The sequence below is a fragment of the Pantoea sp. JZ2 genome (genome assembly GCF_035191405.1).
Classification (GTDB): domain Bacteria; phylum Pseudomonadota; class Gammaproteobacteria; order Enterobacterales; family Enterobacteriaceae; genus Pantoea; species Pantoea stewartii.
This window is the reverse complement of the sequence record NZ_CP045247.1, coordinates 4,004,927-4,027,718: the sequence shown is the minus strand read 5'-3', so window position 1 is coordinate 4,027,718 and position 22,792 is coordinate 4,004,927. Positions and strand designations below refer to the sequence as shown.

Below are 22,792 nucleotides of genomic sequence, written 5' to 3'. Positions count from 1 at the left end.
GTTATTCAATGGGTTGAAGCCGGGCCTGCTGGAGCATGTGTAGCGTGATTTTTCTGACCTCCGCTTTACTGACGGCAATGTGCCCGGTCAGGATCTGGCGGGCGTCGCCGGTCTCTTGCAATAAAATGGCCCGCAAAATCTGTGCGTGTTCGCGATAGGTCGCCGCGATACGATCTTCCCGGGTAAAATCAAGCCGCCGGATAATGCGGATTTTCTCTGTCAGCTCGGCATGGATCCGCGCCATTTCCGCATTGCCCGCAGCGGCGACCAGCGTCATATGAAACGCCTCATCATGCTGTGAAACCCGCTTGCCATCTTCCACCTGCGCGGCTTCGCACCAGAACTGATACAGCTCGCGTAGCCGGTCGGCGCACTGGGTCGGCGGCAACGCACACAGGCGCGTGACCGCCTCGCACTCCAGGACGGTACGCAAATCGTACAGCTCTTCGAAGTAGGCAAAATCAAAGGCTTTCACCTGCCAGCCGCTGCGAAACCACACGTCGACATAGCCTTCACGCTCCAGCCAGAACAGGGCCTGGCGAACCGGGGTGCGGCTGACTGCCATGCGCTCTGCAATCTCACTTTCGCTGAAGCGGTCGCCGGGCATCAGGCGGAACTCAAAAATGTCGTTTTTCAGTGCCTGGTAAACCCGTTCTGCCAGTGCTTCCGGGCGGGCTTTGCTTCGTGGTGATCGGGTCGTCATCGGCGCTCCTTATTCCAGCCACAGCAGCGTGTCGCCAGGGCTGACAGGGCGGCCGGCCTGGCAGGCCACGCGTTTCACCCGACCCGCGCAGGGAGCCGTAATGGCCAGTTCCATTTTCATTGCCTCAACAATCACCAGCGTTTGTCCGGCGCTCACCGTCTCGCCCGCCTGCACCAGCACTTTCCAGATATTGCCGTTCATATCTGCCTGTACAGCCTGCGCGCTGTTATCCTCAGCGGGCGCGTCTGACTCGGCCTCAGTGGAAGTGGGGGCTTCCGGCTCCTCCTGCGACCAGAGCCGGACCTCCTGCTCAAATGCCGCGGCCTGGCGCTGGCGAAACGCCGCAATGTCGTCGGCGTTCGCCACCAGAAACGCCTGGTGAGCGGCAAAATCGAATTCAGTTTCTTCGATACGCAGCGCAGCACGGCCCTCGCGGAAATCATCACGAAGTTGCGCCAGTTCCTCTTCGCTCACCGGATAGAAGCGCACCTGATCGAAGAAGCGCAGGAGCCAGGGCTCACCGGCACCGAACTGCGGGTTTTTCAGGAAGGTGTTCCAGATGGGTAACGTACGGCCGACCAGCTGGTAACCGCCGGGAGAGTCCATGCCGTAAATGCACATGTACATGCCGCCGATGCCGACGGTGCCCTCTGCGGTAAAGGTACGGGCCGGACTGTACTTGGAGCTGAGCAGGCGATGACGGGGATCAATCGGCACCGCGCAGGGTGCACCCAGATAAACATCGCCCAGGCCCAAAATCAGGTAGCTGGCATTGAACAGCGTATCGTGGACCTGTTCACGATCGGATAATCCATTGATACGTTGAATAAAATCGACATTATTGGGTAGCCAGGGCGCGCTGGCGCGCACGGTTTCTTTATAACGTCCGACGGCACCGATCGTAGCGCTGTCTTCAAACGCCATCGGCATCCAGACAATGCGAGAGGGCACTTTCAGCGTGCTGACATCACCGAGCATGGCTTCCCGGGCCAGCAGCTCGGACATTAACTGGGACTGCGACAGGGTAAGGCTGTCATAGCGAATTTGCAGTGAACGCACGCCGGGGGAGAGCTCTTCGATGCCGTCAACCGGTCGCTCACGCAGCGACGCCATCAGCAGATGAACACGGAGGCGGAGCGCCAGATCCAGCACGTTGTCGCCATATTCGATCAGAATGTATTTATCGCCGGCCTGACGATATACCGCCTGCGGTGTGGTGTCGGTGGCGGCAACGGCGGCGAGCACGGTAGCGGAGCCAAAGCGGTTGTCGGCCAGCGACGGCACGTCAAACGTCTGCGCCGTGTGCGGACGCAACGTGGCGATGACCTGCAACCGGGCATTTTCCAGCGCGACGGCTTCTTCGACGCTGATGGGATGGAAGCGAATTTTATCGCCCGGTTTGACCTGGCCGACCTTCCACAGTTCGGCTTTGGCTATCGTCACCGGGCAGACAAAGCCGCCGAGGCTGGGACCGTCGTGGGTCAGGATGACCGGAAAGTCACCGGTGAAGTTGATTGCGCCAATCGCGTATTCACAGTCGTGCACGTTGGACGGATGCAGGCCCGCTTCACCGCCGTTAGCGCGCGTCCAGGCCGGTTTAGGCCCGACCAGACGTACACCAAGGCGGTTGGAGTTGTAGTGAACCTGCCAGTCGCTGGCAAAGAATTCATCGATGGCGGCCTGGGTGAAAAAGTCAGGTGCGCCGTGCGGTCCGTACAGGACACCAATGTGCCATTCGCTGGTGTACGTTGGGATCAGCGCCGGGCTGAGTGCCTGCGGAGCGCTGACCGGCGCGGGCGTGGTGCAGGCTGCCAGTGACGGTTGCGAGACAGGCAGCATATCGGCAACCCGAAGCGTGCGACCGGCGTGCCCGCCAAACTGGCCCAGAGAAAAGGTGGAACGACTGCCAAGGTATTCCGGGACATCAAAGCCGTTACGGATAGCCAGATAACAGCGGCAACCGCGCTGGGCGCGACCCAGTGTCAGCGTTTGGCCAGCATTGACCGTTATCGGCTGCCAGTTGCTGACAGGGATGCCATCCAGCGTGGCACCGCAGTCTGCCCCTGTGAGAGCAAGGGTCGCCGCGCAATGAAAGCGCAGCGTTGGGCCCTGCAGGGTAAATTCCAGCCCGGCCGCCGACTCGTGATTTCCGACGATGCGGTTGGCAAGGCGGAAGGCATAATCATCCATCGGACCTGACGGCGGTACGCCGATATTCCAGTAACCCAGACGGCCCGGCACGTCCTGGATGGAGCTGAACGTGCCCGCCTGCAGCACTTCGACTACGGCTGCCGCGGGCGTAAAGCTGTCCAGAAAACGTGTCCAGACCTTGCCGCTACGGAACGCCTCGGTGGCCACGACCTGCCGCAGATAATCAAGATTGGTGGCGATACCGTGCAGTTGTGTGGCGTTCAGTGCGCATTGCAGTTTTTTCAGCGCCGCCTCTCGCGTGTCCGCATGGACGATGAGCTTGGCGATCATCGGATCGTAATAGCTGGAAACCTCGCTGCCGGTCGTCACCCAACTGTCCACACGGACATCGTCAGGAAAACTGACATGCGTGAGCACGCCGGGGCTGGGCTGGAAGTTTTTTAAAGGATCTTCGGCGTACAAACGGACTTCAATCGACGCGCCCTGCGGTGCCTGCTGCAGGCGCGGCCAGTCGATCGCTTCGTCAGCGGCGACGCGCAACATGCATTCCACCAGGTCGAGGCCGGTGACGCATTCGGTGACCGGATGCTCAACCTGCAGGCGGGTATTCACTTCCAGGAAATAGAAGGCGTCCTGCTGTGCATCATAAATGTATTCTACGGTCCCCGCGCTGCGGTAATTGACTACCTCACCCAGCCGAACGGCCGAGGCGAGCAACGCCGCGCGCGTGGCCGTGGGCAGGCAGGGCGCGGGGGTTTCCTCCACCACTTTCTGGTTGCGGCGTTGCAGCGAACAGTCGCGCTCGCCCAGCGCCACCACGGTGCCCTTGCCATCACCGAAGATCTGCACTTCCACGTGGCGGGCATGATCGATACAGCGTTCGAGGAAAACGCCGGCGTCACTAAAGAATTGTTCGCCCAGTCGACGGACGCTCTCCCAGGCATTGCGCAGTGCCCCGGCGTCGGCACAGCGCGTCAGCCCAATGCCTCCGCCGCCTGCCGTGCTTTTTAACATCACCGGATAACCGATGGATTCGGCTGCGCTTAGGGCGTCATCAAGTGTGTTGAGCAGCGGCGTGCCTGGCGTCATCGGTACTCCGGCCTGCGCGGCTAACTCACGGGCGCGATGTTTCAGCCCAAACTCGCCAATTTGCGCAGCCGTGGGACCGACAAACACGATACCGGCCTGTTCACAGGCGGCAGCAAAGGGCAGACTCTCTGACAGAAAACCATAGCCGGGCCAGACCGCCTGGGCGCCCGTTTCCTGCGCCGCCGCCAGAATTTTGTCGACGCGCAGATAGCTGTCACTGGCTTTGTCGTCGCCCAGACCCACGGCGATATCCGCCTCTTTCACATGCTGCGCGTTGCGGTCGGCATCGGAAAACACGGCCACGCTTTCAATGCCCAGACGTTTCAGCGTGCGGATGGCGCGACAGGCAATTTCACCCCGGTTAGCAATCAGGACTGTGCTGAACATAATTAGTTACTCCCAGGCGAGGCAAGCCAGTTACGCCAGCCGCCAAATTCAGTGATTTCCAGCGCGCCGGTTAGCGCGGCACCTTCACAAATAAAGCCTTTCACCACACGTCCATCGGCAAGCGTCAGATTGCCAATGCCCAGTGGGGCAGGAATTTCCGCCACAAACTCACCGAAGCGCGCCAGCGGGATATCCCAAAGTTCAACGGTAATGGCCGTCCCCTGTTCTGTGCGCATCAGGCCGGGTTTCTTAATCGGACCCTCTAATAAGGCAAACAGGCGATACTGGCTGGCGGTCTGCGTCTCTTCCACCAGAACGGCCTGGCGCGTGGTGAGCTGGAAATTAAGGGGCATCCCGGTGAGGTGTGCGCCGACGACGGCCACCCGAACATGATCGTGGGATAGAGGAAGCGCCGCCGGGGAGGACGGCAGTGGCAGGCCGGTTGCGCCGAGAGGCAGGGCCAGAGCCTGCTGCCAGCGCAGTCCAAACTGCGCCAGCGCGCGGTCATGCCAGGCGGGAGCGATGAGCGTAATGCCCGCCGGCAGGTCGTCGTTTCTGAACGGGGCGGGCAGGGCCAGTGCAGCAAGATCGGCCAGATTAGTGAAGTTGGTATAAGTGCCAAAATGCGCGTTATACAGTACCGGCTCCTGCTGCATTTCGTCCAGCGTGTAAATGGTGGGCGAGGTGGGCACCACCAGCGCATCAAACGAGGCCAGAACCTGCTGAATGTGCCGGGCCAGTTCGGCACGCTGGTATTCGGCCTGCCAGGCATCCACGGCGCTGTACTTCAGGCCATTCGCCACAATGCCGTGGACCACCGGATCCATGTTCTCTGGCTGGTTAAGCATCTCGCCTACGGCGACGGTGCGCTCGGCGACCCACGGACCCTGATAAAGCTGCTCGGCGAGCTGGCGGAAAGGGGTAAAGTCAATGGGATGCAACGTCGCGCCGGTCGCCTTCAGTGCGCTGAGCGCGGCATCCCAGGCGGCTTCGGCGGCGGCATCATCGTAAAATTCCGGTGTAGCCGGAATGGCGAAATCAGGACGGGCTTTCATGCCTGCTGGGGCCGTACGGGGATTCACGCGCGAATAGGCGTCTTTCTCGTCGTAGCCACCGGCCAGGCTGGCCACGGTAAAGGCGTCTTCAACCGTCAGCGCAAACACCGAAATCGTATCGTTCAGGCGACAGGCCGGGACCACACCACGGGCAGAGAACCAGCCCTTTGTCGGTTTCAGGCCGACAATATTGTTAAACCCTGCCGGCACCCGACCTGACCCGGCGGTGTCAGTACCGAGTGAGAAAGCCACCAGGCCACGCGCCAGTACTGAGGCCGATCCGGAACTGGATCCGCCACTGACAAAATCCGGATCAAAGGTATTACACACCGCGCCATAAGGTGAGCGTGTGCCCACCAGGCCGGTTGCAAACTGATCAAGGTTGGTTTTGCCGATGACCACCGCACCTGCTGCTTTCAGGCGCGCCACCACAAAGGCATCCTCTTCAGCGGTGTAGCTAAACGCCGGGCAGGCGGCGGTGGTCGGCCAGCCTGCGACATCAATATTGTCTTTGACCGCGAACGGCACACCGAACAAAGGAAGCGCGTCGGGATCCTGCTGATAGCGTGCCAGAAGCGGCGTGATTTGTGCTTCGAGCTGCGCCGGACTGGCAAGACAGATCCAGGCATTATCACTGGGTTCCTGTTCCGCCAGGTGGGTTGCCAGCAACGTCTGAAGCTGCTGTGGGTGCTGCCGGGCGCGTTGCTGCCATTCGCTAAGGGTCAAGCCAGATGTTGAAGCCATGCAATAAATTCCAACTGGTATACAAGATGGCATTCAACAGAGCAAAGGCTGTGCCAGATTTTTAACTTGATGAATCAAAGAGATAAAGCGGCATGCCATAAGTTTATGTGATGATAAAATGCACAGCCGTAGCGCAGAACGTGTGACATTGCGGTGCGCCACGCCTGCGCAAAGGTAAATTTTGTGAAGAACATGGCAAGAGTGGCTTCCCCTGGTTAGCATGAATAACGTCTGGCACCCTGCCAGGGCCCAGCAACAGAGGAGATTTACGTGGAGAAGTGGCGTAACGGGATGATAGGGTTCTGCCTGGTGAGCATGGCCGGCAGCGCATGGGCTGATTCGCTTGATCAACAACGGCAACGATATCAACAGATTAAACAGGCGTGGGACAGTAACCAGATGGCGACAGTCGATCAACTGTTACCGACGCTGCAGGATTATCCGCTTTATCCCTACTTAGAATACCGTTTGCTGGCGCAGGATCTGGATCAGGAAACCAGCCTGGCGGTGCAGAACTTCATTCAAAAGTACCCCACCTTGCCCCCGGCACGGTCGCTGAAAACACGGTTTGTGAACGTGCTGGCCCATCGTCAGGACTGGCAAGGCGTACTGAATTTCAGTCCGGATGAACCGACGCCGGTGCAGGCGCGCTGCAACTGGTATTACGCAAAATGGTCTACCGGTCAGCAGCAGGCGGCCTTTGCGGGCGCAAAAGCGATTTGGCTGCGCGGCACCGCCTTGCCGAATGACTGTGACAAGCTGTTTTCAGTCTGGCAGGCCTCAGGGCAGCTCTCGCCTATTACGGTGCTGGAACGCATTCGTCTGGCGATGAAAGCGGGCAATGACAGCCTTGTCAGCTATCTGGCGAAGATGCTGCCCGCTGATTATAAGACGATGTCGGATGCCTTACTGACGCTGCAGAAAGATCCCCAGTCCGTAACGACTTTTGCCAACAGCGTTGGTGCCACCGACTTTACGCGCCAGGCCACTATCTTTGCCTTCGCCCGTGTGGCGCGTGCCGATATGGAAAATGCCCGCAGCATGATTCCCGAACTGGTCCGGGCGCAAAAAATGGGGCCGGAGGATGAACAGGCGCTGAAGGAGATTGTGGTCTGGCGCATGATGGGCAGCGATCTGACTTCTGAGCAAGCGCGCTGGCGCGATGCGGTGGTGATGAACAGCGAATCAACTGCCTTGCTGGAGCGGCGCGTCCGCCTGGCGCTGAGTGAAAATGACCGTCGTGGCCTGAATACCTGGATTGCCCGTCTGCCGGTAGAAGCGAAAGAGAAAGACGAATGGCAATACTGGCAGGCCGATCTGCTTTATTCCAAAGATCGCAAAGAAGAAGCCGATGAGATTCTGCGCAAACTGATGACGTCACGCGGCTTTTACCCGATGGTGGCTGCACAGCGTCTGGGCGTGAATTATCCTCTGCAGGTAGATGCCGCACCGAAACCCGACAGCGCCACGATACAGGGGCCCGAGCTGGCCCGGGTACGCGAGCTGATGTACTGGGGGCTGGATAATCTGGCGCGAAGCGAATGGGCCAACCTGATTAACAGCAAAACCCATGTCCAGCAGCAGATGCTGGCGCGTTACGCAAGCGAGCAGGACTGGTGGGATCTCAGCGTACAGGCCACCATCACCGCAAAAATGTGGGACAGCCTGAAAGAACGCTTCCCGCTGGCATGGCAGAATCTTTATAAGCAGAACACACAGGGGAAAACCATTCCGCAGAGCTATGCGATGGCGATTTCCCGTCAGGAAAGTGCGTGGAACCCGAAAGCGCGTTCCCCGGTCGGTGCGAGTGGCCTGATGCAAATTATGCCCGCCACCGCCACGCATACCGTGAAGATGTTTAGCATTCCTGGCTATGTGAATCCGTCTCAGCTGTTCGATCCGCAAACCAATATCCAGATTGGCACGCAGTATCTGGATTATGTCTATCAGCAGTTTGATAAGAACCGGATCTTCGCCTCGGCGGCCTACAACGCCGGGCCCGGTCGCGTACGGACCTGGCAAAACAGCACCGCGGGCAATCTGAGTGCCGTCGCCTTCATCGAAACCATTCCGTTTTCCGAAACGCGGGGTTACGTGAAGAATGTGCTGGCTTATGATGCCTACTATCGCTACTTCCTGGGCCAGCCTGACAAGATCCTGTCAGATGCTGAGTGGAATCGCCGTTACTAGCTGTGTTAAGCTTCCGTACTCTTTAGTGAGTACGGAAGCCCTCTCATGAACCAACCTGCTGTGCCACCCGAAACTGAACAGGCTGCGGAGTCGAACTGGCTACGTTTTGTTGATCTGATTCAGCAGGCGTTTGCCGACCAGCATGCATTACCGCTCCTGCAACTCATGATGACGCCCGATGAGCGGGAAGCCTTTGGCACACGTCTGCGTATCATCGAATCGCTGCTGAACGGCGACATGAGCCAGCGTGAGTTGAAAAATGAGCTTGGCGTCGGCATCGCGACCATCACCCGGGGATCGAACAGCCTGAAAGAGGCGCCTCCCGCACTCAAGCGCTGGCTGGAGGCCCAACTGCGCCACCCTGAGTCGATTACGCGTAATAAGGATGTGTAAACGGGCAGAGCGCCAGAATTAACGCCTGATGATACACACTGGAGCGGCTGAGCAGACCATGGGTTAACGTGCCTATCGCACCGCCTTTGTGTTTAATGTTTTCTATGCCGGTCAGGCGCGCCATCTCGTCGCCCAGTTCACGGCCTTCACGTAAACCCGCCATCACGGGCGGCGGCAGCGTAAAGCTGGCTGAACGTGATTCACCCCGCTGCTTGTGGTTTTCCACCACTATCCAGGCAAACGCGCTCTCTTCTTCAATGCCTGCTTCAATCGCGACCCAAAAATCGGCTTCCGGGCGAACCTGACGGGCATTCATGACGCGCTGACGTGCGCCGGTGCGGGTTTCAAGGTTAGAGAGGGGCTGTGCTGCCACGCCGCTCTCGACCTCCACCCCTTCTGTATGGCAGGATCCCTCGCCGAAAACGTCGTTGAATGCCTGAGCAATCGCACGAATCTTCGCTGGATTGGTGGTAGCTGCGACGACATGGTACATAATTAATTGAACCCTCAGGTAATAAAGGCGATTTTGGTCGCAGTATAACGGAAACTACGCATGCTACAGGTCTATCTTGTTCGTCACGGTGAAACGGTATGGAATGCAGAACGCCGCATTCAAGGGCACTCCGACAGTCCGCTGACGGCAAAAGGCGAGCACCAGGCCCGTCAGGTCGGTGAACGGATTAAACACGCAGGTATCACCCATATCATTTCCAGCGACTTAGGACGTACCCGACGTACGGCAGAAATCATTGCCGATGCCTGCGGCTGCGATGTCACCTTTGACGCCCGCCTGCGCGAACTGAATATGGGCGTGCTGGAAAAACGCCTGCTGGACGAGTTGAGTGCGGAAGAAGAGGGCTGGCGCGCGTCGCTGGTTAACGGCACTGAGGGTGGCCGTATTCCGCAGGGCGAATCTATGACAGAACTGGCGCAGCGTATGCAGGATGCCCTGAATGCCTGCCTGGCGTTACCGGCTGGCAGCCGCCCCTTGATTGTCAGCCATGGTATGGCGCTGGGCGTGCTGGTGAGCACCATTCTGGGATTGCCTGCGTATGCGGAACGTCGTCTTCGTCTGCGTAACTGTTCGATTTCCCGCGTTGATCATCAACAAAGCGCCTGGCTGGCAGCGGGCTGGGTGGTCGAAACGGCGGGAGATATTTCGCATCTTGACGAGCCCGCGCTGGACGAACTTCAGCGGTAAGTTGACAGATCATGCCGTCATCGCGACGGCATAATCACAAACGCGATTAACGGCGAATCGGGATCAGATACTCGCACTTAATATCTGCTGGGGGTTCGGTCCGTTTCTTTCCGCCATGGGTAATAAAACGTTCAATATCCTGGCCCTGACGGCGAGTCAGTCCCAGTGTCGGCATGCAGGTGCCATACAGTAACAGGATAAATTCCTGCAAATCTACGCGGGGACCTGCATAGTTGAACTGCACATAGTCGCCTGCTTCCAGGCTGACGTTCTGCCCGGAGTGCATATTCGTTGCGCTGTCCACAGGCACCGCCGTGGTATACAGAATCTCCTGCTCATCATCCTTTTCATGACTGGCACGGACCTGGTGCAGACCGTAAAGCACTGGCGGCACCGTATCCGTTTCCAGCAGAAACTGCCGCCAGAAGTGGAGGCGCATTTCATCACGATATTTGGAAATTTGTTCCAGCGTGCAGGTGTAGCTCTGTGTCTGACCAAACAGTACGGTTTCCGGCAGCGTAACGAACTGGTGTTCCGGCAGTGTGTCATTGCCCAGGCGAATCGGTGGGCGAATGCCGAAGGAGTTCCAGTCAGATGAACGGCGATACCATGCAGGGGTTTGATTAAACTGCTTTTTAAAGGCACGCGTAAAGGTCTGCTGGGAATCGAACCGATACTGTAAGGCGATATCAAGAATCGGGCGACTGGTCAGGCGAAGCGCGACGGCGGCTTTAGAAAGACGCCGTGCCCGGATGTAAGCGCCGATGGCGTGCCCGGTGACATCTTTGAACATCCGTTGTAGATGCCATTTAGAATAACCTGCCTTAATGGAAACGTTATCCAGTGAAAGGGGTTGATCCAAATGGCTCTCCAGCCAGGCAAGCAAATCGCGAATGATACCGGCTTGGTCCATAAAACATCCTCATACTCTGGTGGCGCAGCTAAATGAAGTCGACGAATAATAGTACTTATAGCGTAAAGACGTGATCGGCTTTGATTGGGGTAGTTGTACTATTCACTAACGCGGGAGTTTATACCCTTTTTGCATTGGTTATTGTATCAATTGACAGTACATTACATGCTCATCTATTACATTTGCAATGGTAACTCATGACAATAACTCGTCTTGCGATCGCCACCTTCGCCGGTCTGCTATTTTCCAGTTCGCTGCTGGCCGAAGAGATCGGCTCGGTCGATACCGTATTTAAGATGTTTGGGCCGGACCACAAAATTGTGGTGGAAGCGTTCGATGATCCTGATGTTAAAAATGTAACCTGCTATATCAGTCGGGCGAAAACGGGCGGGATTAAGGGCGGACTGGGACTCGCAGAGGACACGTCTGACGCCGCTATTTCCTGTCAGCAAACCGGACCGATTGAGTTAAGTGATAAGATCGCCAAAGGAAAAGCGCAGGGTGACGTTGTGTTTCGCCAGCGTACTTCCCTGATTTTTAAGAAGTTGCAGGTTGTTCGCTTCTTTGACAGCAAGCGCAATGCGCTGGTCTACCTGGCGTATTCGGATAAGGTGGTGGATGGTTCGCCGAAAAATGCGCTGAGTGCCGTGCCGATTATGCCCTGGCATTAACGCATAAAAAAACGCCCGAAAGGGCGTTTTTCTGAAGCAGTTACTCTTGCAGGTCACCGCAGAAACGATAGCCTTCACCGTGAATGGTAGCGATGATTTCTGGCGTATCCGGTGTGGATTCGAAATGTTTACGAATACGGCGGATGGTGACGTCAACGGTACGATCGTGAGGTTTCAGATCGCGTCCGGTCATTTTTTTCAGCAAATCAGCACGGGTCTGAATTTTGCCGGGATTTTCGCAGAAGTGCAGCATGGCGCGGAACTCACTGCGCGGCAGTTTGTACTGCTCACCGTTGGGATTGATCAATGAACGGCTGTTGATATCCAGTTCCCAGCCGTTGAACTTATAGCTCTCGACCTGACGACGCTCTTCATTAGGCAGCGGTAAGTTCATGGTGCGTAACAGCAGATTACGTGCACGAATAGTTAACTCACGCGGATTAAATGGCTTCGTGATGTAGTCGTCTGCGCCAATTTCCAGTCCAAGGATCTTATCAACTTCGTTATCGCGTCCTGTCAGGAACATTAATGCCACATTAGCTTGCTCACGCAGTTCACGCGCCAGTAACAGGCCGTTTTTGCCCGGCAGGTTGATGTCCATGATGACCAGGTTGACATCATTGTCGGTCAATACCTGATGCATTTCTGCACCATCGGTCGCTTCATACACGACATAACCTTCCGCCTCAAAAATACTTTTGAGGGTATTACGCGTGACCAGTTCGTCTTCAACGATGAGAATGTGCGGGGTCTGCATGTTTAGCTACCTAATTTTGCCAACTAAATTGAAAACAGGGCGTACAGCGGTTAGGTGCTCTCCAGTGCGGAGAACGGCAAGCTTTGCTGAACCGTTGTACGAAAGTCATTGTGATAAGCTTTTATCAAGGTCAACAACCGTGTTCGCTCAGCCAGCCGTAACGACAATTCCATGCCCTGCGGAATAATAAATTGAAACATATACTAACTGTCTTAACAGCAACCTAACAGCAATAACAACAACTGCTAAGCATAAAAACAACGCTTCGTTGACTTATATCAAATGCAATTGTAGCACGTTAACATTTCTGTGAAAAACATCCCGAAAAATTGACGCAGAAGGCGATTACACGTCGTTTTTGTACCGACAGGCACAGCACAGCACAAAACGGGATGTTAGAAACTTACTATCACAGGGGGCTGAATTGAAAGGCTTTTATTTTGAAGTTTCTGATAATGTGCACTTTATGGTAAAAAAGGACGCAATGGCTTTTTTTTACGTGTTTTAACATGTATTTCAGGGTGTTAACCTCAAAGCTTATACCTCTTAATATCACGCTACATGTTACACTGCACCGTCTACATTTACTGATGGAATGATCATGCTTTTTCCTCTTATCCTCGTCTCGCCCGCCCGGCCGGAAAATATCGGCGCAGCGGCCCGTGCCATGAAAACCATGGGTTTTAGTGAACTGCGCATTGTCGCCAGCGATGCCTGGCAGGACCCGGCTGCACGGCGTGTGGCGCACGGCGCGGGGGACATCCTGGATAACGTGAAAACATTTGCTACGCTGGCTGATGCGCTGGCGGATATCGATTTTTCCGTCGCCACCACCGCGCGCAGTCGCGCCAGGTTCCGTTACTACGCCACGCCCCAGCAGGTTGAAGCCCGGTTGCTTGAAAAGCGGCAGTGGGTAAACAGCATGGCGCTGGTGTTTGGTCGCGAAGACAGTGGGCTGACCAACGAGGAACTGGATCAGGTTGACCTGCTCACCGGGATCCCTATGGCGCAGGACTATCCTTCATTAAATCTCGGGCAGGCGGTGATGGTGTACTGTTATCAGTTAGCGGCCCTTAACCAGGTCACAGCGCCCGTTACGCCGCTTGCCGATGCGCAGCAATTGCATGCGTTGCGCCAGCGTCTGACGCAGCTACTCCAGCAACTGGATGTCAGCGACGACATCAAAATGTCAGACTGGATTAATCAGCGTATTGGTTTGCTGGAACAGCGCGACAGTGCAATGCTGCATCGCCTGTTACATGATGTGGAAAAAAAGCTCGCAGAGAAATCCTCGGGGAATGCGTAACTATTTAGTGACAGATGTTAATTAAGCGCACGATACCAAACGATTCGCCAGGTTTTTTTCCTGCAATCACACGCTAAGCATGGCGAGTTTTTTTTGCACAAAGGATAAAACCGTTGACTTGATGTGCGCTTTGATTTACTTCTTAGAACCAGACGGACAATCAATGACAGACAGAAAATAAATCTGAATGCGTAATCACAGCCTGAACACCACAATTATTACCACCACCATTACCATGGGTAACGGGGCGGGCTGACGCATCCAGGAAAAACAAAAAAAGAAGCCCGCACCTCACGAGTGCGGGTTTTTTTTTGACTCAAAATCAGGAGAGTTGACATCATGCGAGTGCTGAAATTCGGTGGGACCTCGGTGGCCAATGCAGAGCGTTTTCTGCGCGTCGCCGATATTCTGGAAAGTAATGCGCAACAGGGACAGGTTGCTACCGTGCTTTCTGCACCTGCAAAGATTACCAACCACCTGGTTGCGATGATTGAAAAAACCATCAGCGGTCAAGATGCGTTGCCCAATTTGAGTGATGCGACGCGCATCTTCGCAGAACTGCTGCAGGGGCTGGCCGAGGCACAACCCGGTTTCGACTATGAGGGGCTGAAAAGCCGTGTTGACAGCGAATTTGCGCAACTTAAACAGGTTCTGCACGGCATCAGCCTGTTAGGACAGTGCCCTGACAGCGTCAATGCGGCCATTATCTGTCGGGGCGAGAAGCTCTCCATTGCCATTATGGAAAAGCTGTTAGAAGCCCGTGGCTATGGCGTCAGCGTGATCGACCCGGTCGAAAAACTGCTGGCCATCGGTCATTATCTGGAATCAACCGTGGATATCGCCGAGTCAACCCGCCGCATTGAAGCCAGTCAGATCCCAACAGAAAACATGATCCTGATGGCTGGTTTCACCGCCGGTAACGAACGGGGTGAACTGGTGGTGCTGGGCCGCAACGGTTCTGACTATTCAGCGGCGGTGCTGGCGGCCTGCCTGCGGGCCGATTGCTGTGAGATCTGGACCGATGTGGACGGGGTTTATACCTGCGATCCGCGCCAGGTTCCGGACGCGCGCCTGCTCAAATCCATGTCTTACCAGGAAGCAATGGAGCTGTCCTATTTCGGGGCCAAAGTTCTGCATCCTCGCACTATCGCACCTATCGCGCAGTTTCAAATCCCTTGCCTGATCAAAAACACGGCCAATCCCCAGGCGCCAGGTACGCTGATTAGCGGCAACGGCGAGCAGGATGAGTATCCGGTCAAAGGCATCACCAACCTGAACAATATGGCGATGTTTAACGTCTCCGGCCCGGGCATGAAAGGGATGGTGGGCATGGCGGCCCGCGTCTTTGCCACCATGTCGCGCACCGGCATTTCTGTGGTGCTCATTACCCAGTCTTCGTCTGAATACAGCATCAGCTTCTGCGTTCCTCAGAGCGAGCAGGCCCGCGCCCGTCGCGTGCTGGAGGACGAATTCTATCTTGAACTGAAAGATGGTCTGCTGGATGCGCTGGACGTTATCGAAAATCTGGCGGTGATCTCGGTCGTGGGTGACGGAATGCGTACCCTGCGCGGGATTTCAGCCAAGTTCTTCTCTGCGCTGGCGCGGGCCAATATCAATATCATTGCGATTGCTCAGGGCTCGTCTGAACGATCAATTTCCGTCGTGGTAAACAATGACGACGCCACCACCGGTGTTCGCGTGGTGCACCAGATGCTGTTTGCCACCGATCAGGTGATTGAAGTCTTCGTGGTGGGCGTTGGCGGTGTGGGCGGCGCGCTGCTGGATCAGTTGCATCGCCAGCAGGCCTGGCTCAAACAGAAGCATATCGACTTGCGCGTATGCGGTATCGCCAATTCCCGTGCGCTGTTAACCAATGTACACGGTATTGATCTCAGTAACTGGAAAGGCGAGATGGAGCAGGCCAAAGAGCCGTTCAATCTGGGACGCTTAATTCGTCTGGTAAAAGAGTATCATTTGCTCAATCCGGTCATTGTGGACTGCACATCAAGTCAGGCGGTTGCCGACCAGTACGCGGATTTCCTGGCTGAGGGCTTCCACGTAGTGACGCCGAATAAAAAGGCGAATACCGCGTCATGGGAATATTACCAAAAGATGCGCGCCGCCGCTGCCGGATCGCGCCGTAAGTTCCTGTACGACACTAACGTGGGCGCCGGTTTGCCCGTTATTGAAAATTTGCAAAATTTGCTGAATGCAGGCGATGAATTGATCCGCTTCTCCGGTATTCTGTCGGGATCGCTGTCGTATATTTTTGGCAAACTGGATGAAGGTGTCTCGCTGTCGGAGGCCACGCGCATGGCGCGCGAAATGGGATTCACTGAGCCGGATCCGCGTGACGATTTATCCGGCACGGATGTCGCGCGTAAGCTGCTCATTCTGGCCCGCGAAGCCGGCTATCAACACGAAATGCACGACATTGAGATTGAGCCGTTGCTGCCAGCGCACCTGACCGCTATCGCCGATGTCGAGCAGTTTATGCAGCAACTGCCCGACGTCGATGCGGCGATTGCCGCCCGAGTGGCGCAGGCGCGTGAGGCGGGCAAAGTGTTGCGTCTGGTCGGCGTGATCGAAGAAGGCGGGGCGTGCAAAGTCAAGATCGAGGCAGTAGACAGTAACGATCCGCTTTTTAAAGTGAAAAACGGTGAGAATGCACTGGCTTTCTACAGCCGCTATTATCAGCCCATTCCGTTGGTGTTGCGCGGATACGGTGCAGGAAATGACGTGACAGCAGCGGGCGTGTTCGCCGATCTGCTGCGCACACTGTCGTGGAAGTTGGGAGTGTAATGATGGTAAAAATTCATGCGCCGGCCTCAATAGGCAATGTCAGCGTGGGCTTTGATGTGCTGGGCGCGGCGGTCTCGCCAGTGGATGGTTCATTGCTGGGAGATTGCGTCTCGGTCGAGGCGGCCGACAGCTTTAGCCTGAGCAATACTGGCCGCTTTGTCAGTAAACTGCCCAGCGATCCTAAAGAGAATATCGTTTATCAGTGCTGGGAGCGGTTCTGCGAAGCCATTGGCAAAAGCGTGCCGGTGGCGATCACGCTGGAAAAAAACATGCCTATAGGCTCGGGGCTGGGCTCCAGCGCCTGTTCCGTGGTTGCGGGTCTGATGGCCATGAACGAATTTTGTGGCAAACCGCTGGATGACAACCAGCTCCTGACGTTAATGGGGGAGCTGGAAGGGCGCATTTCCGGTAGCGTACATTACGATAATGTCGCGCCGTGCTTCCTTGGCGGTATTCAACTGATGATCGAGGAAAATGGGATCATTACCCAGGCGGTGCCAGGCTTTGACGACTGGCTGTGGGTGATGGCCTATCCGGGCATCAAAGTGTCAACAGCGGAGGCGCGGGCGATTTTACCGGCGCAGTACGCGAAGCAGGACTGCATCAAGCACGGCCGACTGCTGGCCGGATTCATTCATGCCTGCCATACGCGCCAACCCGCGCTGGCGGCTAAACTGATGCAGGATGTGATTGCTGAGCCGTACCGGACTCAGCTGTTACCGGGCTTTGCCCAGGCACGTCAGGCTGCTCAGGATATCGGGGCGCTGGCCTGCGGTATTTCGGGCTCTGGCCCCACGCTCTTTGCCATTTGCAACCAGATGGAAACGGCACAGCAGATGGCCGACTGGCTGAGCCAGCACTATCTGCAGAACGATGAAGGCTTCGTCCATATCTGCCGTCTTGATACGGCTGGCGCACGTAAACTGGGATAACGCATGAAACTCTACAATCTTAAGGATCATAACGAGCAGGTCAGCTTCGCCCAGGCGGTGAAACAAGGTCTGGGTTCACAGCAAGGGCTGTTTTTCCCGCTTGAGCTGCCTGAATTTGAACTGACCGACATCGATGCCATGCTGGAGATGGATTTTGTTACACGCAGCAGCAAAATCCTCTCTGCCTATATTGGCGACGAAGTGCCGGCGGCGCACCTGACCGAACGCCTGAAAACGGCCTTTACCTTTCCGGCACCGATCAAAGCGGTGACCGATGATGTCGCCTGTCTTGAACTGTTCCACGGCCCAACCCTGGCGTTCAAAGACTTTGGCGGCCGTTTTATGGCGCAGATGCTGTCCTATGTAAGTGGTTCAGATGAGCAGATCACGATTCTGACGGCAACCTCTGGCGATACCGGTGCCGCCGTCGCCCATGCGTTTTACGGCATGGAAAATGTGCGCGTCGTGATCCTGTATCCGCAGGGCAAAATCAGCCCGTTGCAGGAGAAATTGTTCTGTACGCTGGGCGGCAACATCGAAACCATTGCGATTGACGGCGATTTTGATGCCTGCCAGGCATTGGTCAAACAGGCCTTTGATGATCAGGAACTGAAGAAAGCTATCGGCCTGAACTCAGCCAACTCCATCAACATCAGCCGTCTGCTGGCGCAGATTTGTTATTACTTTGAAGCCGTCGCGCAGCTGCCGCAGGAAAAACGTAATCAACTGGTCGTCTCTGTACCAAGTGGCAACTTTGGTGATTTGACGGCAGGTCTGCTGGCGAAGTCACTTGGGCTGCCGATCAAGCGGTTTATTGCGGCAACGAATGCCAATGACACGGTGCCGCGCTTTCTTGGCAACGGCGAATGGCAGCCTAACGCGACCGTCGCGACATTGTCGAACGCCATGGATGTGAGCCAGCCGAATAACTGGCCGCGCGTTGAGGAGCTGTTCCGTCGCAAAACCTGGCGCCTGAGTGATTTAGCCTACGGCGCGGTATCCGACGCGGTGACGCGCGAAGCGATGCGTGATCTGGCGAAACTGGGTTACGTATCAGAGCCGCACGCGGCGATTGCCTGGCGCTTGCTGCGTGACCAGTTACAGGACGGCGAGTACGGCTTATTCCTTGGCACGGCGCACCCGGCGAAGTTCCTGGAGAGCGTGGAAAGTATTCTGGAGCAGAAGCTGGCGCTGCCGACTGAACTGGCAGAGCGTGCCGATCTGCCGTTGCTGTCGCATACCATGAAGGCAGATTTTGCCTCACTGCGTGCCTTTTTGCTGAAATAAAAGAAAGGTGGCTCGTGCCACCTTCCTGCATTCCGTCGCGCGTCGGGCAGGTTTACTGTTCGGCGCGTTTAAACACCAGTTCGTTGTCTCTGCTTTCCTCTGCTGCAAACCGATAACCCTCAAGGTCAAACCGGGTTAACTGCTCAGGTTGGGTCAGGCGCTGCTGAATAATAAAGCGGCTCATCAATCCCCGGGCCTTCTTCGCATAGAAACTGATGACTTTATATTTGCCGTTTTTCTCATCCAGAAACACCGGCTTGATCAGGCGCGCCTGCAGCTTTTTCGGTTTGATCGCTTTGAAGTATTCGTCTGACGCCAGATTAATCAATACGTCATCGCCCTGGCGGGCAAGGGCTTCATTCAGTTTTTCAGTGAGCAGGTCGCCCCAGAAGCTGTAAAGATCCTGGCCTGCCGGATTCGCCAGCTTGATGCCCATCTCCAGGCGATACGGCTGCATCAGATCCAGCGGACGCAGTAAACCGTATAAGCCCGACAGCATCCGCAGATGTTGCTGCGCAAAGTCGAAATCGTGTTCGCTAAAGGTTTCAGCCTGCAAACCGGTGTAGACATCGCCTTTGAACGCCAGAATAGCCTGACGGGCATTGTCCAGGCTGAAATCGGGATGCCAGCTATTGAAACGTTCGGCGTTCAGATGGGCCAGTTTATCGCTGATACTCATTAATGACGCGATCTGCGCAGGCGACAGCGTACGCGCAATCTGAATCAACTGTTGTGACTTTTCTAACAGGGCAGGTTGGGTAAAGTGCTGCGTGGCCAGGGGGCTTTCATAATCCAGCGTTTTGGCGGGCGAGATCACCATCAACATCGTCGCGTCCTCAGTAAGTCCCTTTCAGAAAGGGGAGAGCCAGTCATTGTTGCTGCGAGTGTAGCAAAAAAGCCGCAAGGATCGGCAAATCACTCCCATTCGTTCGCGCTATCGTAAACGGCATTCCCCGACCTTGCACCGCCGTTGCCGCGTGATATTATCCCAACAGCCTTTTATCACCCTGACAGTTAACTAAGAGAAAAGAACATGACGGACAAACTGACCTCCCTGCGTCAACTGACCACCGTAGTGGCCGACACCGGTGATATCGCAGCGATGAAGCTGTATCAACCCCAGGATGCCACCACCAACCCTTCTCTGATTCTTAACGCTGCTCAAATCCCTGAATACCGTAAACTGATTGATGAAGCGATCGCGTGGGCACGTCAGCAGAGCAACGATAAAGAGCAACAACTGCAACTGGTCTCTGACAAACTGGCCGTAAACATTGGTCTGGAAATCCTTAAACTGGTCCCGGGCCGCATTTCGACCGAAGTGGATGCGCGTCTTTCTTACGACACAGAAGCCAGCATTGCCAAGGCACGCAGCCTGATCAAACTCTATAACGATGCCGGTATCAGCAACGATCGTATCCTGATCAAACTGGCGTCAACCTGGCAGGGTATTCGTGCAGCAGAACAGCTGGAAAAAGAAGGCATCAACTGTAACCTGACGCTGCTGTTCTCCTTCGCCCAGGCGCGTGCCTGTGCGGAAGCGGGCGTGTATCTGATTTCGCCTTTTGTAGGCCGTATCCTCGACTGGTACAAAGCGAACACCGATAAAAAAGAGTACGCGCCACACGAAGATCCAGGCGTGGTATCCGTCTCTGAAATCTATAACTACTACAAGCAACACGGTTATGAAACGGTGGTTATGGGGGCAAGCTTCCGTAACGTCGGTGAAATCATTGAGCTGGCTGGCTGTGACCGTCTGACCATTTCACCTGCGCTGCTGAAGGAGCTGGCTGAAAGCGAGGGCTCGCTGGAGCGTAAGCTGAGCTACAGCGGTGAAGTGAAAGCGCGTCCGGAGAAAATGACCGAGTCAGAGTTCCTGTGGCAGCACAACCAGGATCCGATGGCGGTGACCAAGCTGGCGGAAGGTATCCGCAACTTTGCCATCGACCAGGGCAAACTTGAGAAGATGCTGGCAGAAATGCTGTAATCGTTCACCGTGGCGGCACCGTCGCCACGGTTTTCCCTTTCCGTCACGGTTTGTTATTCTTTTCACTACGTCCTTTCCTTATCACCGCACTGCGGTAAACCACAGCGAACAACATCATGAACACATTACGTATCGGATTGATCTCGGTTTCCGATCGCGCAGCGAACGGCATTTATCAGGATCAGGGCATTCCGGCTCTGGAAGCCTGGCTGAGCGGTGCGATCAGCACGCCTTTTGAACTGGAAACGCGACTGGTCCCGGATGAGCAGCCCATGATTGAGCAGGCCATTTGCGAGCTGGTGGACGAACGCTTCTGTCATCTGGTGCTGACCACCGGTGGAACCGGCCCGGCCCGTCGTGATGTGACGCCGGATGCGACGTTAGCGGTGGCCGATCGCGAGATGCCAGGATTTGGCGAGCAGATGCGGCAAATCAGCCTGAAGTTTGTGCCGACCGCGATTTTATCGCGCCAGGTGGGCGTGATTCGTAAACAATCCCTGATCCTTAACCTGCCCGGTCAGCCGAAATCCATTAAAGAAACGCTGGAGGGGCTGAAAGACGCGCAGGGCAACGTCCTGGTCCCAGGAATTTTTGCAGCTGTACCTTATTGTTTACAGTTGCTCGACGGACCTTATGTCGAAACCCACGCGGAATGCGTAGCAGCTTTTCGCCCAAAAAGCGCCATACGTGAGATAAATAACTAAATATTCTGCTTTTCAGGAATAAGCTACAGCCTGGCTGGTGTGGTGATAAATTGACGGTATAGTAAGCACAGCTTTACAACCGTTCTCTTTATCTCTGGACGCCTATGACCACACTTGAGACGCCGCGCCTGAAACCTCAGGACTATAAAACGCTGGCACTGGCTGCGCTGGGTGGCGCGCTGGAATTTTACGACTTTATCATCTTCGTTTTTTTCGCCGCCGTTATCGGTGAACTCTTCTTTCCCGCCGATATCCCCGACTGGCTTCGCCAGTTACAGACGTTCGCCATTTTTGCCGCGGGTTATCTGGCGCGTCCGCTTGGTGGCATCATCATGGCGCACTTTGGCGACAAAGTGGGCCGTAAAAAAATGTTCAGCCTGAGCATATTGCTGATGGCCTTACCCACCCTGGCAATGGGCGCGTTGCCCACCTGGTCGTCGATTGGTCTTGCCGCGCCGCTGTTGATGCTGCTTCTGCGCATGCTGCAGGGGGCGGCTATCGGTGGTGAAGTGCCTGGTGCATGGGTGTTTGTGGCGGAGCATGTACCTTACAAACGCATTGGTATTGCCTGCGGCACGCTGACCGCCGGCCTGACGATTGGCATCCTGTTGGGATCGGTGGTGGCAACCTTAATTAATACAACGCTGACGCAGCAGGCGATTCACGATGGTGGCTGGCGCATTCCTTTCTTTCTGGGCGGGGCGTTTGGCTTAGGCGCCATGTATTTACGCCGCTGGCTGCATGAAACGCCGGTTTTCGTGGAGATGCAGCAGCGCAAAACGCTGGCGCAGGAACTGCCGCTGAAAACCGTGGTCATGAAACATCGAAAATCGGTAGCGATTTCAATTCTGCTGACCTGGATGCTGTCGGCCTGTATCGTTGTGGTGATTTTGATGGCACCGGTCTGGTTGCAGAAACAGCATGGAATGGTGCCGGCGCTGACCTTAAAAGCCAACAGCATTGCGATTATTATGCTGTGTGTGGGCTGTATCTTATCCGGACTGCTGGTGGACCGCTTCGGTACCAGCCGGACATTAAGCACAGGAAGCGTATTGCTCGCACTGTGCAGCGGGCTGTTCTATTCGCTGGCACCGCAGCATCCCGATTACCTGTTTTTGCTTTACGGGCTGGCAGGTCTTAGCGTGGGTGTTGTCGGGATTGTGCCCTTTGTCATGGTGCGCGCGTTCCCCGCCGAGGTTCGCTTCACCGGCCTGTCTTTTTCCTACAACCTTTCCTATGCGGTGTTTGGCGGGCTGACGCCGATTTGCGTAACATTGCTAATGAATGTGTCTCCCCTGGCGCCTGGCTGGTATGTCATGGCGCTGGCGCTGGTGGGACTGATCGTCAGCGTCTGGCTGAGACAGGATATCAGCCACGAGCCTTGCCTGAGTGAAGGCATCAATCAGGCCTGAACCCTGTACGCGGAGCCCGGCTCCGCGCTTTCTTTTTCTCTGCCAGCCGCGGCGTGCAGTCTGATGCTCGCCGCCGCGCCCTGCGCCAGATAAAAGCGTACCGTACCC

At 55.8% G+C, this 22,792-nt stretch carries 19 protein-coding genes and 1 other annotated feature; of the genes, 12 read left to right on the top strand and 7 right to left on the bottom strand.

What is annotated here, in order from left to right; genetic code table 11:
- Position 1: 1 nt before the first annotated feature.
- The 3 genes from GC087_RS19475 to atzF are packed head-to-tail and all read right to left on the bottom strand — an operon-like array spanning position 2 to position 6,129.
- Positions 2 to 703, bottom strand: coding sequence for a GntR family transcriptional regulator (locus tag GC087_RS19475; protein ID WP_110267868.1), 702 nt, complete (start codon positions 701 to 703; stop codon positions 2 to 4).
- A gap of 9 nt (positions 704 to 712) precedes the next feature.
- Entirely contained in the window at positions 713 to 4,330 is a 3,618-nt protein-coding gene (gene uca / locus GC087_RS19470; protein ID WP_324029089.1) for an urea carboxylase, read from the bottom strand.
- 2 nt (positions 4,331 to 4,332) lie between these two features.
- Entirely contained in the window at positions 4,333 to 6,129 is a 1,797-nt protein-coding gene (gene atzF / locus GC087_RS19465; RefSeq protein ID WP_324029087.1) for an allophanate hydrolase, read from the bottom strand.
- A 270-nt stretch (positions 6,130 to 6,399) separates the two neighbouring features.
- On the opposite strand from atzF, the gene sltY reads away from it, so the two are divergent.
- Together sltY and trpR are read left to right on the top strand one after the other, a co-directional pair.
- Positions 6,400 to 8,319 (top strand): murein transglycosylase, encoded by a 1,920-nt coding sequence (sltY, locus tag GC087_RS19460; protein WP_039338782.1) that lies wholly within the window; start codon positions 6,400 to 6,402, stop codon positions 8,317 to 8,319.
- Between the two features lie 45 nt (positions 8,320 to 8,364).
- Positions 8,365 to 8,712: a trp operon repressor gene (trpR, locus tag GC087_RS19455; protein WP_033740217.1), complete on the top strand. Its 348-nt coding sequence runs from the start codon at positions 8,365 to 8,367 to the stop codon at positions 8,710 to 8,712.
- Here the strand turns inward: trpR and yjjX are convergent.
- Entirely contained in the window at positions 8,690 to 9,205 is a 516-nt protein-coding gene (yjjX, locus tag GC087_RS19450; RefSeq protein ID WP_006117615.1) for an inosine/xanthosine triphosphatase, read from the bottom strand. The genes trpR and yjjX overlap by 23 nt on opposite strands.
- Before the next feature lie 60 nt (positions 9,206 to 9,265).
- On the opposite strand from yjjX, the gene gpmB reads away from it, so the two are divergent.
- Positions 9,266 to 9,913, top strand: coding sequence for a 2,3-diphosphoglycerate-dependent phosphoglycerate mutase GpmB (gpmB, locus tag GC087_RS19445; protein WP_033740218.1), 648 nt, complete (start codon positions 9,266 to 9,268; stop codon positions 9,911 to 9,913).
- 46 nt (positions 9,914 to 9,959) lie between these two features.
- Here gpmB and robA read toward each other — a convergent pair whose 3' ends face one another.
- Positions 9,960 to 10,826: an MDR efflux pump AcrAB transcriptional activator RobA gene (robA, locus tag GC087_RS19440; RefSeq protein WP_006117617.1), complete on the bottom strand. Its 867-nt coding sequence runs from the start codon at positions 10,824 to 10,826 to the stop codon at positions 9,960 to 9,962.
- Between the two features lie 197 nt (positions 10,827 to 11,023).
- Here robA and creA point away from each other — a divergent pair, with 197 nt between their 5' ends.
- Positions 11,024 to 11,497, top strand: a complete 474-nt coding sequence (creA, locus tag GC087_RS19435) for a protein CreA (protein ID WP_039338781.1) — start codon at positions 11,024 to 11,026, stop codon at positions 11,495 to 11,497.
- A gap of 40 nt (positions 11,498 to 11,537) precedes the next feature.
- Here creA and arcA read toward each other — a convergent pair whose 3' ends face one another.
- Positions 11,538 to 12,254 (bottom strand): two-component system response regulator ArcA, encoded by a 717-nt coding sequence (gene arcA / locus GC087_RS19430; RefSeq protein WP_006117620.1) that lies wholly within the window; start codon positions 12,252 to 12,254, stop codon positions 11,538 to 11,540.
- 601 nt (positions 12,255 to 12,855) lie between these two features.
- Between arcA and GC087_RS19425 the strand changes: the two genes are divergently transcribed.
- The 5 genes from GC087_RS19425 (at position 12,856) to thrC (ending at position 18,581) form a co-directional block, all read left to right on the top strand.
- Entirely contained in the window at positions 12,856 to 13,560 is a 705-nt protein-coding gene (locus tag GC087_RS19425) for a tRNA/rRNA methyltransferase (protein ID WP_006117621.1), read from the top strand.
- Between the two features lie 187 nt (positions 13,561 to 13,747).
- Positions 13,748 to 13,816 (top strand): thr operon leader peptide, encoded by a 69-nt coding sequence (gene thrL / locus GC087_RS25845; RefSeq protein ID WP_071988721.1) that lies wholly within the window; start codon positions 13,748 to 13,750, stop codon positions 13,814 to 13,816.
- Positions 13,755 to 13,874: a sequence feature (Thr leader region), on the top strand. (Overlaps the previous gene by 62 nt.)
- Positions 13,875 to 13,899: 25 nt before the next feature.
- On the top strand, positions 13,900 to 16,362 hold the full coding sequence (gene thrA, locus GC087_RS19420; RefSeq protein WP_033740220.1) for a bifunctional aspartate kinase/homoserine dehydrogenase I: 2,463 nt from the start codon (positions 13,900 to 13,902) through the stop codon (positions 16,360 to 16,362).
- A gap of 2 nt (positions 16,363 to 16,364) precedes the next feature.
- Positions 16,365 to 17,294: a homoserine kinase gene (gene thrB, locus GC087_RS19415; protein WP_006117623.1), complete on the top strand. Its 930-nt coding sequence runs from the start codon at positions 16,365 to 16,367 to the stop codon at positions 17,292 to 17,294.
- Between the two features lie 3 nt (positions 17,295 to 17,297).
- Positions 17,298 to 18,581 carry a threonine synthase gene (thrC, locus tag GC087_RS19410; protein WP_006117624.1) on the top strand — a complete coding sequence of 428 codons (1,284 nt, stop codon included), beginning with the start codon at positions 17,298 to 17,300 and terminating at the stop codon, positions 18,579 to 18,581.
- Between the two features lie 52 nt (positions 18,582 to 18,633).
- Here the strand turns inward: thrC and yaaA are convergent, their stop codons facing one another.
- Positions 18,634 to 19,407, bottom strand: coding sequence for a peroxide stress protein YaaA (gene yaaA / locus GC087_RS19405; protein WP_054634518.1), 774 nt, complete (start codon positions 19,405 to 19,407; stop codon positions 18,634 to 18,636).
- Positions 19,408 to 19,614: 207 nt separating this feature from the next.
- Here yaaA and tal point away from each other — a divergent pair, with 207 nt between their 5' ends.
- From tal to GC087_RS19390, 3 genes are all read left to right on the top strand, one after another.
- Complete coding sequence (gene tal / locus GC087_RS19400; RefSeq protein WP_006117626.1) at positions 19,615 to 20,568, top strand: transaldolase; 954 nt, start codon at positions 19,615 to 19,617, stop codon at positions 20,566 to 20,568.
- A 116-nt stretch (positions 20,569 to 20,684) separates the two neighbouring features.
- Complete coding sequence (mog, locus tag GC087_RS19395) at positions 20,685 to 21,272, top strand: molybdopterin adenylyltransferase (RefSeq protein ID WP_006117627.1); 588 nt, start codon at positions 20,685 to 20,687, stop codon at positions 21,270 to 21,272.
- A gap of 104 nt (positions 21,273 to 21,376) precedes the next feature.
- Positions 21,377 to 22,684 (top strand): MFS transporter, encoded by a 1,308-nt coding sequence (locus tag GC087_RS19390; protein WP_058702080.1) that lies wholly within the window; start codon positions 21,377 to 21,379, stop codon positions 22,682 to 22,684.
- Positions 22,685 to 22,792: the final 108 nt, after the last annotated feature.